The 14156-nt window shown below is 74.1% G+C and carries 10 protein-coding genes; 4 read left to right on the forward strand and 6 right to left on the reverse strand.

Going from position 1 to position 14156, the window contains the following annotated elements:
* The first annotated feature begins 55 nt into the window (after window positions 1–55).
* From ettA to ACIO9J_RS16190, 3 genes are read left to right on the forward strand one after another with little or no spacing between them, the layout of a single operon-like run.
* Window positions 56–1720 (forward strand): energy-dependent translational throttle protein EttA, encoded by a 1665-nt coding sequence (ettA, locus tag ACIO9J_RS16180; protein WP_401998861.1) that lies wholly within the window; start codon window positions 56–58, stop codon window positions 1718–1720.
* A gap of 7 nt (window positions 1721–1727) precedes the next feature.
* Entirely contained in the window at window positions 1728–2168 is a 441-nt protein-coding gene (locus ACIO9J_RS16185) for an acyl-CoA thioesterase (protein WP_401998864.1), read from the forward strand.
* Entirely contained in the window at window positions 2165–2851 is a 687-nt protein-coding gene (locus ACIO9J_RS16190; protein ID WP_401998867.1) for a hypothetical protein, read from the forward strand. Before ACIO9J_RS16185 ends, ACIO9J_RS16190 begins: the two co-directional genes overlap by 4 nt.
* Before the next feature lie 82 nt (window positions 2852–2933).
* Here the strand turns inward: ACIO9J_RS16190 and ACIO9J_RS16195 are convergent, their stop codons facing one another.
* The 4 genes from ACIO9J_RS16195 to ACIO9J_RS16210 all read right to left on the reverse strand — a co-directional run bounded on the left by ACIO9J_RS16195 (window position 2934) and on the right by ACIO9J_RS16210 (window position 10208).
* The gene (locus ACIO9J_RS16195) at window positions 2934–3902 is read right to left on the reverse strand and encodes an ABC transporter ATP-binding protein (protein WP_401998870.1); all 969 of its coding nucleotides are present in this window, start codon (window positions 3900–3902) and stop codon (window positions 2934–2936) included.
* Window positions 3899–6706: an FtsX-like permease family protein gene (locus ACIO9J_RS16200; RefSeq protein ID WP_401998873.1), complete on the reverse strand. Its 2808-nt coding sequence runs from the start codon at window positions 6704–6706 to the stop codon at window positions 3899–3901. The genes ACIO9J_RS16195 and ACIO9J_RS16200 overlap by 4 nt, the downstream gene beginning before the upstream one ends.
* An 80-nt stretch (window positions 6707–6786) precedes the next feature.
* Window positions 6787–9579 carry an FtsX-like permease family protein gene (locus ACIO9J_RS16205; protein ID WP_401998876.1) on the reverse strand — a complete coding sequence of 931 codons (2793 nt, stop codon included), beginning with the start codon at window positions 9577–9579 and terminating at the stop codon, window positions 6787–6789.
* 215 nt (window positions 9580–9794) lie between these two features.
* Window positions 9795–10208 carry a globin gene (locus ACIO9J_RS16210; protein ID WP_401998879.1) on the reverse strand — a complete coding sequence of 138 codons (414 nt, stop codon included), beginning with the start codon at window positions 10206–10208 and terminating at the stop codon, window positions 9795–9797.
* A 104-nt stretch (window positions 10209–10312) separates the two neighbouring features.
* Between ACIO9J_RS16210 and ACIO9J_RS16215 the strand changes: the two genes are divergently transcribed.
* A complete protein-coding gene (locus ACIO9J_RS16215) occupies window positions 10313–11278 on the forward strand; it encodes a methyltransferase domain-containing protein (protein WP_401998882.1) in 966 nt (321 codons plus the stop codon).
* A 30-nt stretch (window positions 11279–11308) separates the two neighbouring features.
* On the opposite strand, the gene ACIO9J_RS16220 is transcribed toward ACIO9J_RS16215, so the two are convergent.
* Window positions 11309–12667 (reverse strand): FHA domain-containing protein, encoded by a 1359-nt coding sequence (locus ACIO9J_RS16220; protein WP_401998885.1) that lies wholly within the window; start codon window positions 12665–12667, stop codon window positions 11309–11311.
* A 90-nt stretch (window positions 12668–12757) separates the two neighbouring features.
* The gene (locus ACIO9J_RS16225) at window positions 12758–14113 is read right to left on the reverse strand and encodes a VWA domain-containing protein (RefSeq protein WP_401998888.1); all 1356 of its coding nucleotides are present in this window, start codon (window positions 14111–14113) and stop codon (window positions 12758–12760) included.
* Between the last annotated feature and the right edge of the window lie 43 nt (window positions 14114–14156).

A 14156-nucleotide genomic window follows, 5' to 3' on the forward strand; every position in this document is an offset into this window, starting at 1 on the left:
CCGTCAGGCAAGATGGGGTGTATCTGCCCACTCACTGATTGCCGGACGGTTTCTCTTGGCTGAGTACATCTACACCATGCGCAAGACGCGCAAGGCGCACGGCGACAAGGTGATTCTTGATGATGTCACCCTGAGCTTCCTGCCCGGCGCGAAGATCGGTGTCGTGGGTCCCAACGGCGCCGGTAAGTCCACGGTGCTGAAGATCATGGCCGGTCTGGAGCAGCCGTCCAACGGTGACGCGTTCCTGACGCCCGGGTTCAGCGTCGGCATCCTCATGCAGGAGCCGAAGCTCGACGAGTCCAAGACCGTCCTGGAGAACGTGCAGGACGGCGCCGCCGAGATCATGGGCAAGCTCAAGCGCTTCAACGAGGTCGCCGAGCTCATGGCGACGGACTACTCGGACGCGCTCATGGAGGAGATGGGCAAGCTCCAGGAGGACCTGGACCACGCCAACGCGTGGGACCTGGACGCCCAGCTGGAGCAGGCGATGGACGCGCTGGGCTGCCCGCCCGGCGACTGGCCCGTCGTGAACCTCTCCGGTGGCGAGAAGCGCCGCGTCGCGCTCTGCAAGCTCCTCATCGAGGCGCCCGACCTGCTGCTCCTCGACGAGCCCACCAACCACCTCGACGCCGAGTCGGTGAACTGGCTGGAGCAGCACCTCGCGAAGTACGCGGGCTGCGTCATCGCCGTCACCCACGACCGTTACTTCCTCGACAACGTCGCCGAGTGGATCCTCGAGCTCGACCGCGGCCGCGCCATCGCCTACGAGGGCAACTACTCCACGTACCTGGAGAAGAAGCAGTCCCGCCTCAAGGTCGAGGGCCAGAAGGACGCCAAGCGTGCGAAGCGTCTGAAGGAAGAGCTCGAGTGGGTGCGGTCCAACGCCAAGGGGCGTCAGGCCAAGTCCAAGGCGCGCCTCGCCCGTTACGAGGAGATGGCCGCCGAGGCGGACAAGATGCGGAAGCTGGACTTCGAGGAGATCCAGATTCCGCCGGGCCCGCGGCTGGGCTCGATCGTCGTCGAGGTCGAGAACCTTTCGAAGGCCTTCGGCGACAAGGTCCTGATCGACGACCTCAGCTTCACGCTGCCGCGCAACGGCATCGTCGGCATCATCGGTCCGAACGGCGCGGGCAAGACCACGCTGTTCAAGATGCTCCAGGGCCTGGAGACGCCGGACTCCGGCAAGATCAAGGTCGGCGACACGGTCAAGGTCTCCTACGTCGACCAGAGCCGCGCCAACATCGACCCCAAGAAGACCCTCTGGGCCGTGGTCAGCGACGAGCTCGACTACATCAACGTCGGCCAGGTCGAGATGCCCTCGCGCGCGTACGTAAGCGCCTTCGGCTTCAAGGGCCCGGACCAGCAGAAGCCCGCGGGCGTCCTCTCCGGTGGTGAGCGCAACCGCCTCAACCTGGCCCTGACGCTCAAGGAGGGCGGCAACCTGCTGCTCCTCGACGAGCCGACGAACGACCTGGACGTCGAGACCCTCTCCTCGCTGGAGAACGCGCTCCTGGAGTTCCCCGGTGCCGCCGTCGTGATCTCCCACGACCGGTGGTTCCTGGACCGGGTCGCCACGCACATCCTCGCCTACGAGGGCGAGTCCAAGTGGTACTGGTTCGAGGGCAACTTCGAGTCGTACGAGAAGAACAAGATCGAGCGCCTCGGTGCCGACGCGGCCCGTCCGCACCGCGCCACCTACAAGAAGCTCACGCGGGGCTGAGGTACCTGTGACTCGGCACATCTACCAGTGCCCGCTGCGCTGGTCGGACATGGACGCCTTCGGGCACGTCAACAACGTCGTCTTCCTGCGGTACCTGGAAGAGGCGCGGATCGACTTCATGTTCCGGCTCGCGCCCGGGGACGGTTCGCCGTCGTTCTCCGGCGGGTCCGTGGTGGCCCGCCACGAGATCGACTACGTGCGGCCGTTGGTGCACCGGCACGAGCCGGTCACCGTCGAGTCGTGGGTGACGAAGATAGGCGCCGCGTCGCTCACGATCGCGTACGAGATCAAGGACGACGAGCAGGTCTACGTCCGGGCCTCGACGGTGGTCGTGCCGTTCGATCTGGAGGCCCAGCGGCCGCGCCGGATCACCAAGGAGGAGAAGTCCTTCCTCCAGGTGTACGTGGACGACAGCGCCGACGGTGGCTCGGGGGCGCTTGCCGCATGACCGCGCGGCTGCACTTCGCCGACGCCGGGGAGGCGGCCGACCTGGCCGCCTTCCTGGCCCGGCTGATCCATTACGACAAGGCGGCCGCGGTGCGGCTGCAGGCCGCCGGGGACACGCTCGCCGTGTTCGGGCGGCCGCCGTCGTTCGAGGTGCTCGCCATCCGTACGGCACGGCTCGCCAAGCCGTACGAGGACGGGCTCGACACCACCCTCGACGTGACCGTCTCCGCGGGTGAACTCCTGGAGTCCGTGGCCGAGTCGGCGGAGTCGGTGCGGACGGCGGGCGTCGCCGACGTGCCGGGCGCCGTGACCGGCCCGCCGTGGGCCGGGGTGCTTCCGCCGCGCGGCGGCTGGCGGCAGGAACCGGGGCTTCCGGCTCCGGAGGCGGTGCGGGGTCTGGTGGCGGCCGCGGTCGCCGAATTCAAGGCCCGCGTCGAGGAGTTGCCGCAGGAGCGGCGGGTGCGGGCCGAACTCGACCGGGTGGGCCGCGAGATCTGGTCGCGGACCATCGCCGAGACGGGGCTCCCGGTGCGGGTCGCGCATGCCGCGCAGGCCCTCGGGTTCCTGCGCGGGCGCACGCTCGACCTGCTCTCGTCCGGGGCGTGGCTGCGGCTGCGTACGGACTTCGGGTCCATCGCCGTACGGCGGTCCGGCGTCGGCGGGCTCTCGGTCACACCCGCGTAAGGCTCTCGGCCACACCCGCGTAAGGCGCGCGGTCACGCCCGCGCAGCGCGCGCGACGCCCGCGCCCGCGCCCGCCGCAAGGCTCAGTCCCGGTCGTCCGGCCACACGCCGATGTGGTCCTTCTCCAGCTCCAGCGCGACCCGGTCGCGCATGTCCAGGGCCTCCGTGTACTCGGCGGGCAGTTGGAGGCGGCCCGCGCGGTCCAGCATCGCGTACTCGCGGGAGATCAGGGACTCCTGGCCCGTCGACGCGTCGACCTCCGTGCGGCGCAGGACCTCCGTGGAGGTGCGGCCGTCGCGGATGGCGACCGTGCGGCGTACCTCGGAGGCGACCGCCTGGTCGTGCGTGACGATGACGATCGTGGTGCCGAGCTCCTCGTTGGCGGTGCGGAACGCGGCGAAGATCCGCTCCGCGGTGTGCGAGTCGAGCTCGCCCGTGGGCTCGTCGGCGAGGAGCACCGAGGGATCGTTGGCCAGCGCCACCGCGATGGCGACGCGCTGCTGCTGGCCGCCGGACATCTGCCGCGGGCGCCGGTCGCGGCAGTCGGCGACGTCCAGCATCTTCAGGAGCCGGTCGGCGCGTTCGGCCTTGGCCCGCTTGGTCAGCGCCGACCTGCCGCGCAACTGCATGGGCAGCGCCACGTTCTGAGCGGCCGTCAGGTAGGGCAGGAGATTGCGGGCGGTCTGCTGCCAGACGAAGCCGACCACCTCGCGGCGGTAGCGCAGCCGTTCCTTGGCGCCCATGCCGAGCAGATCGCGGCCCGCGACGCGCGCGGCCCCCGCCGTCGGCTCGTCCAGGCCCGCGAGGATGTTCATCAGCGTCGACTTGCCGCTGCCCGACGCGCCGACCAGGGCCATCAACTCGCCGTCCCTGACGAGCAGATCGAGCCCCTGGAGTGCCTGCACCTCGACGCCGTCGGTGGCGAAGACGCGGACAAGCCGGTCGCAGGTGATCAGCGCGTCATGGCCGTAGGCGGGCCGGTCGCGATGGGCGGTGGCGCGTGCTTCGAGGTCGGCGAGCGAGGGCCCGGACGCGGCGGAGGTGTCGGTCATCGGTTGTCTCCAGTCCTCAGGTCGACGGCGGCGGTGCGGCGGGTGGTCCACCAGGCCTGGGCGAACGCCACCGCGGCGACGAGCGCGACGATGCCCGCCGCGGGCAGCAGCAGGGACCAGGGGTCGGCCCGCAGGGTGACGTCGCCGAGGCCGGTGAGGCCGCCGTGCGCGGCGAGTGCGATACGGCGCAGATCGAGGCCCTCCGCGAGCAGGCCGATCGCAGCCCACCCCGCGAGGATCCCGCCCGCCGCGGCGAGCAGCGCCTGCGGCAGGGCTTCCAGGGCGAGCAGGCCGCGGCCCTGGCGGGCGCTCAGGCCCATGGTGCGCAGCCGGCCGAGGAGCATGCGGCGGCGGGGCGCGGACTGGAGCAGGGAGAGCAGTACGGCGAGGGCGGCGTATCCGGCGGCCGCCGCGACGGCGGCCGTGTAGACGTTCTCGGCGCCGGACTGGAGGGGCGAACTGGTCAGCGCCGCACGCTCGTCGTCCCGCACCCGGATCTTCACGCCACCCGCCTTCGTGTCGCCGCCCGCCTTCCCGGCCGCCGCGCTCGCCCCCGCCACGGCCTCCCGGGTGATCCCGTCACCCGTGGCGAGCAGGGCCGTGTCCTTGGCCTTGGGCAGGCCCGCCCGGTCGATAAGGAGGAAGCTGCGCTGGGTCGGGAGCACCGGGGTGGTCGCGCGGATCGGGCCGACCTTCGCGGTGAAGCTGCCCGCGGGGGTCTTGAAGGAGTGGGTGGCCGTGCCGAGGCGGCGGGCGACGTCGGGCGAGGCCACGGCGGGCAGCGGCGCGGAGTCGGCGGGGCGTGCCGCGGTGAGGTCCATCTTGGTGACGCGGCCGAGTCCGGTGGTCGCGGTCAGCCGTGCGTACGTCTCCGGGTCCACCGCCACCAGCGGGGCGGACGAGCCGTCGGGCAGCGTCAGGGTCCAGTCGATGTGCACGGCCGCCACCTCGCGCACCCCCGCGGCCGCGCGGAGTTCGGCGGCGAGGGAGGCGGGCAGCGGCCCGGCGGTGCGCTCCACGCGGGCGTCCGCGCCCACCGCGAGGAGCGCCGTGCGGTCCCGCGCGTCCTGCACCCCGGCGAGCACCGAACCGCCGAACGCCGCGGTCGTCAGGGCGAGCAACAGGCCGAGCAGCGGCAGCACATGGGCGGACGAGGCCCGGCCCGCGCTCGCCATCGACAGGAAGCCGAGCGTGCCCCTGCGCCGCGCGAACGGGCGGGCGAGGAGGCGCAGCGGCAGGGGATAGAGGCGTACGAGAACGAGTGCGGCGATGCAGCCGATGAGCACTGGGGCGGCGCTGACCAGCCAGTCCGCCGAGCCGACGGAGGCACCGGAGGCGGCGGTGTCGCCAGGACCGGACGGGCCCGCGTCCTGCGCGCCCCGCCTGCGCAGCGAGAGGACCGCGCCCACCGCGAGGACGAGCAGCACCAGTTCGGCCACCGTCCGCCGCCGCGAGGGGCGGGCCGTCAGGACGTCGTCGCGGCCCTCGTGCGCGCGCGGCCTGCGGTGCGCGAAGGCGGCCCGGACCGGCAGGACCGCGCAGGCCAGGGCGCCCACCGCGGCCGCCGCCCAGAGCGAGGGGCCCATGCGCGCGTCCGGCACGACGGCCACCGCGGCGAGGAGTCCCAGGCCCGCGGCGGGCACCGCGACCACGGAGGTCTCGGCGAGCAGCCGGCCCGCGATGCCGCGCACGGAGCCGCCGCGCGAGCGCAGCAGCGCCAGTTCGCCGTGCCGCCGCGCGGCGTGCAGCGCGCAGGTCATCAGGAGGACGACCGTCGCGACCCCGCCGACGCCGTACGCGGCCACGGCGATCACCGGAGTGACCGCGTCGCGCAGGCCCGCGTGCGCGTGGAGGACCTCGTCGAGGTCGGTGGAGACCTGGGCGCCGCCGTCCGTGAAGCCGCGAAGACGGGTGAGCAGCGGCCCGCTCTCCAGGGAGGCGACGCGCGCCTTCAGCGGGCCCATGTCGCCGGTGGTGAGGTGGCCGGGGGCGGGCGCGACGCGCCAGTACCGCTGCGGGCTCTGGTCGACGGCGGGCAGGAAGCCGCCCGCGCCGGGCGCGAGGAGCAGTCCGGCGTGCCAGCGCCGGTACTGCGGGGCGGGGCCGGGCGCGATCTCGTTGATGGGGGCGGCGATGACGGATTCGTACGCCCAGAACCCGCCCTCGGGGCGCAGGGGCTCGACGATGCCGGTGATCTTGACGGTGACGTTCGTGCCGTAGGTGGCGGGCAGGTGGAGGGACGTGCCGACCCGCAGCTTCATCACCCGCGCGGTATCCGCGGTCACGGCCGCCTCGACGCGGCGGCTCTTCGACGTCACGCCCTCGGCCCGGGGCAGCCGCCCCTCCCGCACGCGCGCGTGCCGGTCGAGACCCGCCTGGGCGGCCAGCGTGAACTGCGGCGGGATCGGGTCGAGCCGGGGCAGCCAGCGGTCGAGCCCGTCCGGCGACTTGACGGTCCGCGCGCCGTACGTCGACTGGGTCTCGTCCACCCGGATCGGCGCGGGCATCGCCCGGAGCGTCTTCTCGTAGCGCTCGCGCAGCGGTCCGGGGCGCAGTGCCTCCTCGCGTTCGCGTCGGTCGGCCTCCAGGCCCGGTGCGGGAGCGGTGAGTTCGATGCCGGTGCGGGCGGAACCCGCGTCGGTGACGGCGGTGCGGACCGCGTCGTTCTCGTACGTCTCGACGGCGCGCGGGAAGAGCGCGCCGAGGAAGGCGGTCACGGCCACCAGCGCGGCGAGCGCGGCCGCGGCGCCGGGAGCGGCGCGCAGCCGGGTGCGGACCCAGGGGGCAACGGCGGGTACGGGCACGTCAGTCCCCTTCTCGGGTGATCGGCGAGCGGGTGGTCCGGTGGGCTGCGGCGGGCGGGCGGGAAGCGGGCGGTCGCATGTCAGTGGCCCCCCTCGTGGCGCAGCGACACCTTCGGGTCGCCGCGGCGCAGCGCGAGGGCCGTGATGATCAGGAGCGGCACCGCCGCGGTCGCGGCGAGCAGCAGGGCGACGCGGCCCACCGGGAGCTCCACGAGGACCGGCGGCACCGGCTGCGCGGCCTCGCCGGTGAGGACGATCAGGGGGACCACGGCGCGGGTCAGGACCGCGCCGAGCCCGAGGCCGACCAGGAGCGCGAGCCCGAGCAGGAAGCCCTGTTCGGCCGCGATGAGCCGGGCCAGCTGGCGCCGGGGCGTGCCGAGCGCGCGCAGCACGGCGAACTCCGCGGAGCGCTCGCGCAGCGATCCCGCCGCGCTCACCGCGAAGCCGACGGCGGCGAGCGCCGCGGCGGCCGCGGCCACCGCGAGCAGCGCGGCCTGCGGTCCCGCGCCGAGCGGGTCGTCGCGCAGCTGGGCGGCGATCTCGTCGCGCACGAGGACCTGTTCGGGGTCGATGTCGGGCCGGGCGCGCAGCGCGTCGGCGGCCCGGTCGGCCTGGCCGGGGGCGGTGGTGAGCCACCATTCCGTCGGGGCGGGCGGTGTGCCGTCGGAGGCGGCGAGGCGGGCCGCGAGGGTCGGCAGGTCGAGGAGGAGGCCGCCGCCGGAGCGGGCGGAGGCCTCCGCGCCCTCGGGCAGGCCCGCCGTGGGCAGTTCGGGCACCGACTTCGCGATCAGCACCCCGACCTTCCCGTCCTTCCCGCTCCCCGCGGGCACCTCGATCCGGTCGCCGACCCGGGAGCCGCTCGCGTCGAGGAACGCGTCGGTGACCACGGCGCGCGGCTTGGCGCCGGCCTTCGGCCGCTGTCCGCCGGGGAGGAGCGCCGCGGTGATCTCGTCCCCGTGCCCGAGGTCGTCGCGGGTCAGCAGGCCGGGCGCGGCCTTCGTGACGTCGAGTGCGAGGACGGTCGCCTGCCGGCTGTCGGACAGGGGCATCGCGTCGCGGACGGCGGGCGCCGCGGCGCGCACCCCGGGCAACCCCGCGAAGACCGCGGCCTGTTCGCCGTCGGCCACCCGGCTGCCCAGCAGCCGGATCTGGGCGCCCGCGCGGAAGTCCGCCTGGTCCTCCTGCGACCGGTCCCAGGAGGCGCCCTGGCCGATCGCCAGCATGCCCATCGCCACGGCGAGCACCAGGAGCAGCACGGGCCCGGCGCCGCGCAGCGGCCGCCTGCTGAGCTGCCAGCCCGCGAGCGCCCCCGGCAGACCGCGGCCGCGGGCCGCGCGGCGCTCGGCGAGCCCGGCCGCGGGCGGCAGCAGCCTGAGGGTCACGACGGTGCCCGCGAGCAGGGCGAGGGCGGGCGCGGCGACGAGCAGCGGGTCGATGCCGAGCTGCCCGCCGCGGTCGTCGCTGAGCGCGCCGGTGCCCGAAGTGCGGCTGTCCAGCTGCCAGTAGGCGACACCGGCGATGACGAGGAGGCCCACGTCGGCGCCCGCCCGCAGCGGCGCGGGCAGCGCGGGCGCCCGTACGGAACGGCGCCCGCCCGACGCGGCCGAGAGCGCGGGCGCGACGACCGCGACGGCGCAGCCGAGCGCGGTGACCACACCGGCGAGCCACACCCCGGTGCCCGCCGACACCTCCAGCTGGATCCCGGTGCGCGAGAGGGCGCCCTGCCCGGCGAGCAGCCGGGTCAGCGGGGCCGCGAGCAGCGGCGCGATGACGGCGGCGGGCAGCGCGAGGAGCAGCGCCTCGACGGCGGCGAGCCAGGTGATCCGGCCCCGCGAACCGCCCCGGGCGAGCAGCAGTTCGGTCTCGCCGCCGCGCTCGGTGCTCAGCAGCCTGGCCACGAGCAGCAGCGCGTACCCGGCGAGCATGATGAGCTGGAGGGCGACGATCAGCAGGGTGGACCGGGAGACGAGCAGGGCGCGTTCGGCCCGGTCGAGGACCTGGGGCAGCGCGGTGTCGGCGCCCGGATTGCCGCCCAGGGCGCGGTTGCGGGCGAGCGCGGCCGGGCCCTCGGTGGCGGCGTCGCGCAGCGCGTCGACGCGGTCCGTGGTCACGGCCGAGAAGTCGGCGGTGGCCAGCCACTGGGTGCCTTCCGCGGAGACGTGTGACCCGGTGAGCACCGAGGGGGCCACGAGCAGCGGACCGTACGTCATGAAGACGCCCTTGCGCACGCCGCGGCCGCCGAGTTCGTCGAGCTGCCAGTACGGGTCGGCGCGGTCCGCGGGACGGTAGACGCCCGTGACGCGGACGGTGACGTCGGGTCCCGTGAGGCGGTCGGTGAGGGTGAAGGGGGCCGCGCCGGGGCCGAGCTTCAGCTTCGCCGCGGCGGTCTCGGGCAGGGCCACCTCGACGACACGCTCACTCTTGCTTCCGCCCTTGCCCGCGCCCTCGTCCCGGCCCGCACCGCCCGGCCAACTGCCCTTGACCAGGGTGATCCTGGACCGGTCGAGCGCCGCGAAACGGGTCAGGCCGGGCTGGCCGCCCCGCCCCGCGCGGTCCTTCTCCGGCAGGGCGTAGGTGCCCGAGCGGGCCAGCGAGCGCAGCCGCACCGGGAGCCCGTCGAAGGTGCGCAGCGCGCCCTCGCGGACCTCCTCGCGCGCCGACTCGTCCTTGCCCGGCGGGACTTGGGTCCGCACGACGAGCGCGGCCTGGGCCGCCGAGCGGGTGCGCAGGCTCTGGCGCAGGGCCGCGTCGCCGATCGCGCCGGAGAACGCGGTGAGGGTGGCGAGCACCGCCGTGGTCAGCAGGACGGCGAGGAGGGCCGCGGCCAGTAGCAGACGGTGTGCGCGTACGCGCAGAAAGACGAACCCCGTCACCCTGGTGCCCCCCGTGCCCGTGCTGTGCGCTCACGCGTGTGTGCGTCGCGTACGCGGGCGTGACTGATTGCCTGCGCATCGCCCCCCAGCGGTCTTTCCGGATGCTTTCAGAGGGCAGGCGGTTTGGGGAAGGGGTCAGGTGTCAGGAGGCAGTTCGGGTCTTACTTCTCGGGGCCGTACCGCCTGTACTGGCCTTACTGCCCGTACCGCCCGTGCTACCCCTCGGAGTTGACCATGGACGCCGCCGCGTACGTCAGGTAGTTCCAGAGCGTCCGCTCGTGCTCCTCGGAGAGGCCGAGCTCGTCGACCGCCGTGCGCATGTGCTTGAGCCAGGCGTCGTGCGCGGCCCTGTCGACGGTGAAGGGCGCGTGCCGCATGCGCAGGCGCGGGTGGCCCCGGTTGTCGCTGTAGGTGCGCGGGCCGCCCCAGTACTGCATCAGGAACAGCACGAGCCGCTCCTCGGCGGGACCGAGGTCCTCCTCCGGATACATGGGTCGCAGCAGCGGGTCCTCCGCGACCCCCTGGTAGAAGTGGTGGACCAGGCGCCGGAAGGTCTCCTCGCCGCCGACCTGCTCGTAGAAGGTCTGCTCCTGAAGCGTGCCGCGTGGGATCTCGTTCACACCGTCCATGGTCTCAGACGGGGCGGCCGAGTACGGAAGGCTTAGGACTTCGCCCGAAGGACCGGCGCCGCCCGCCACTCGCATCGCGGGCGTCCGCGCAGCACAGTGGACTCATGGAACCCGAACCCGACGCCGCACCCGCCGAAGCGGCGCGGGCCGCGCTCGTCCGCGAGATCGACGCGACCGGGGTCTGGCGGGGCGACCCCGGCCTGCGGGCGGCGTTCGAGGCCGTGCCGCGGCACCTGTTCGTGCCCTACTACTACGTCAATGCGGGCGGCGGCTACGAACGGCTGTGGGGCGAGGACCCCGACGCGGCGAGACGGGGGCGCTGGCTGCGCGGGGCGTACGCGGACGCGCCCCTGGCCACCCGGGTGCGCGACGGCGATCTGCTCTCCTCCAGCAGCCAGCCGTCCCTGATGGCGATGATGCTCGCCGAGCTGGACGTGCGGGCGGGGGACCGGGTCCTGGAGATCGGCGCGGGCACCGGTTACAACGCGGCGCTGCTGGCCCACCGGCTCGGCGAGGACCGCGTCACCACCGTCGACCTCGACCCGGAGATCACCGAGTCCGCGCGGCGGCATCTGGCGGCCGCCGGTTACCGTCCCGCCGTCGTGACCGGCGACGGAGCGGCCGGCTGCGCCGAGCGCGCGCCCTACGACCGGATCATCGCCACCTGCACCCTGACCTCGGTGCCCCGGGCCTGGCTCGCGCAGTGCAGGCCCGGCGCCCGGATCCTCGCGCCGCTGGCCACCGGCCTGATCGCGCTCACGGTGCGCGACGCGGAGTACGCGGAGGGCCGCTTCCTGCACACGCCCGCCTACTTCGTGCCGCTGCGCGGCGGCGGCCGGAGGGCCCCGCACGAGCAGCACATCGGGGGGCTGCCGCGCAGGGCCCTTCAGAACGAGCTCTTCCGCTTCCTTCTGGAGCTGACCGCGGGCAGCCTCGATCCCCATGAGGCGCTCGCGCTGTGGCAGCGCGAGGAGCGGCCGGTGCGCGAGCGCTTCGGGGTCACCGTGAGCGGCCCCTACGAGTGGGCCTGGCTGGACGACCCCGAAGGGCCGTACGCCTGGCCGCTGTGAGGGCCGCTCCCCGAGGTGCCGGTCGCGGTGTCAGTCGCGGCGGATCGTGATCGTCGTCCAGGCGCCCACGTGCACCTGGTCGCCGTCCTGGAGCGGCACGGGGACGAAGGGCTGGATGGGCTCCTCGCCGTTGTTGACCGTCGTGCCGTTCGTGGAGTTCTGGTCGACGACCGCCCAGCTGCTGTCCGGCTGCTGGACCAGGACCGCGTGCTGGTGCGATACGCCCGGGTCCTCCGGCGGCACCGACAGGTCGATGTCCGGGGTGTCGCCCGTGGAGTGGCGGCGGCGGCCGATGGTGATCTGGTTGCCGACCAGCGGACGCTGCTGCTCCGGCGAGTACGCGGGCAGGTTGAGGCCCGTCGCCTCGGGGCCGCTGCGCTGCATCATCGCCATGAAGTACTCACGGTCGGGACCGATCGTCGCCGTCCAGGTGCCGGGGCCCTGCTGCGGCGGGGGCCCCTGCTGGAAGGGGTCCTGCTGCTGCGGCGGCGGGCCCTGCTGGAACGGGTCCTGGGACTGCGGCGGACCTTGCTGGAAGGGGTCCTGGGACTGCGGGGGACCCTGCGGGAACGGCTCCTGGCGTGCGGGGGCCGACGGGGGCGAGATCACCCAGTCGTCGCCTCCGCCACCGAAGGACGGGCCGCCGGGGCCGGGACCGGGACCACCGGGGCCGGGACCACCGGGGCCGGGACCCTGCGGTCCTGGCGGCGGCGGGGGCGGACCCTGCGGACCGCCGGTCTCCTGCGGGAAGGCGGGCGGCGCGGGCGGACCCGGCTGCTGGAAGGCCTGCGGGGCGCCGGGCGGCGTCTGACCGGGGCCGGGCTGACCGGGGCCGGGCTGGCCGGGACCGGTGTGACCGGGACCCGGCGGCGGGAAGCCGCCGTTCCCGTTGCCCCCGCCGTTGCCGAACGGCGGGATCGGCTCGGCGGGCCGGTTCATCTGCGAGGGGCGCGAGCCCTGGTACTCGTAGCCGGGACCTGGCGGCTGCTGGAACGGCTGGCCGGGGCCCTGCGGCGGCATGCCGGGGCCCGGACCGCCGTGCGTGCCCGGCAGCGGCGGGTTCGGCGCGGCCGGGGTGTACGAGGTGGCCGTGTTCGTCAGGAAGTTCCAGCGGCACTCCTCGCAGAACGGCGCGTTCGCCTCGCGGGGCGTGCGGCACTGCGGGCAGAGCTCCGCCTCCGGCGCCGGGTCCGGCACGGCGGCCAGATGCGGGCGCGGCGGCGCCGGCTGCGGGAAGCCCGGGTCCTGACCGGGCGGCGGCGGGGGATAGCCGTACCCGGCCGCGGGCGGCGGCGGGGGCGGCGGGGGTACGGCACCGGCCATGCGGTGACCGCAGACCTCGCACCAGTCGTCGGAACCCGACTGGTGTCCGTTCGGGCAGGTCGGCATGTCGGCGCTTCCCCCTCTCCTCGGCCGGCCCGAGGGCCGTGTGTGCTGCGCTGTCGTCACGTCATTGCTGGTGGAGCGGTTCGCGTACGGCTACTGCTTCTTCACGCGGACCGTTTTCGTCGAGCGCGTCTCGAGTGTCATCTCGTCCGCCTCGGCGACCTTCGCCTTCAATCGAACAGTACCTGCCGCGGCGTCGACGACGTCCACCACCTTCGAAAGCAGTTTCGCCGTATCCGCGTTGCCCGAGGCGCTGGCCAGCTGGACCGCGCGGCCCAGCTTCGCCGTCGCCCCGTCGACATCTCCTGATTTGCGGGCGTCGAGCCCCTGCTGGATGACTTGCGCCAGTTCCGCCTGGCCCGTGTAGTGCGCGACCTGCGGATTGATCGACGTGGAGGCCGCCATGTCGTCCGTCCACACCGCCCGCACCAGGCCCTGCGACAGCGTCTGTACGCTGCCGTCGCCCTGCGGCACGATCAGCGAGACCCGGGCCGCGAGCATCTCCTGGCCGAGATCGGCCCCCGGCACCTGTACACAGATGTGGTAATCCCGGGACTCGTCGCCCCAGGACCCGGTGGGGTAGTCCCCGGCGCGCGGCCCCGCCTCCGTGCGGCGCCCGGTCAACTCCTCGACGGTGGGCGCCACTTGCTTGACGAACTTGATCTCCGAGCCGAGCGGCGTCCACAGCCGCAGGCTGACGTCGGCGACCTCCTTGCCCATCGCCGTCTCCATCATCCGCGTGAAGTCGGCGGCCAGGCCCGCGGGATCGGCGACGATGTCGGCGGTGCCGAGCAGCGCGGAGGCGATCGCGGTGACCTCCTTCACCTCCCAGTCCGTGCCGACGCCGCGGGCGTCGCAGGTGAAGCGGCCCGCGCAGGAGTCGAGCGCGGCCTTCAGGTCCTCGGGCGACTCGTGTTCGTTGCGGCCGTCGGTGAGCAGGATGCCGTGGCGTACGGCGGACGGGGCGACGTCGGCGGCGCCGAGCAGCCGGTCGGCCAGGCGCAGCCAGGTGCCGATCGCCGTGCCGCCGCCCGCGCTGAGCTTGCGCAGGGCCTGCTTGGCCTGCTCCCTGGTCTGCGGATCGGCCACCGCGAGGCGGCCGTTGCCCGGGTAGACCTCCTGGGCGACGTGGGTGCCGCCGATCACCGCGAAGTGCACGCCGTCCCGGACGGCGTCGATCGCGGCGGCCGTGGCGTCCCGCGCGCCGCGCATCTTCGTCGGCGGGTAGTCCATCGAGCCCGAGCAGTCGACCATGATCGCGACGGCGGCGTCCGGGCTCTGCCCCGCGGAGTAGAGATGGGGCGCACTGACAGCGGAGCCGATGGTTCCGCCACCGGTGGAGGTCACCGTGGCGATGGCGTTGACCTCCCTGCCGCCCTCCGGCAGGAACTCGTTCTGATAGACGTCGACCGAGAACTGCGGCACGTTCGACTTCGAGAAATTGGCCATGGATGCTGCTCCCCCTCAGACCCTAGGACGTCCGTCCCCCGGC

The sequence above is a fragment of the Streptomyces sp. NPDC087300 genome, assembly GCF_044744425.1.
In the GTDB taxonomy this organism is placed as follows: domain Bacteria; phylum Actinomycetota; class Actinomycetes; order Streptomycetales; family Streptomycetaceae; genus Streptomyces.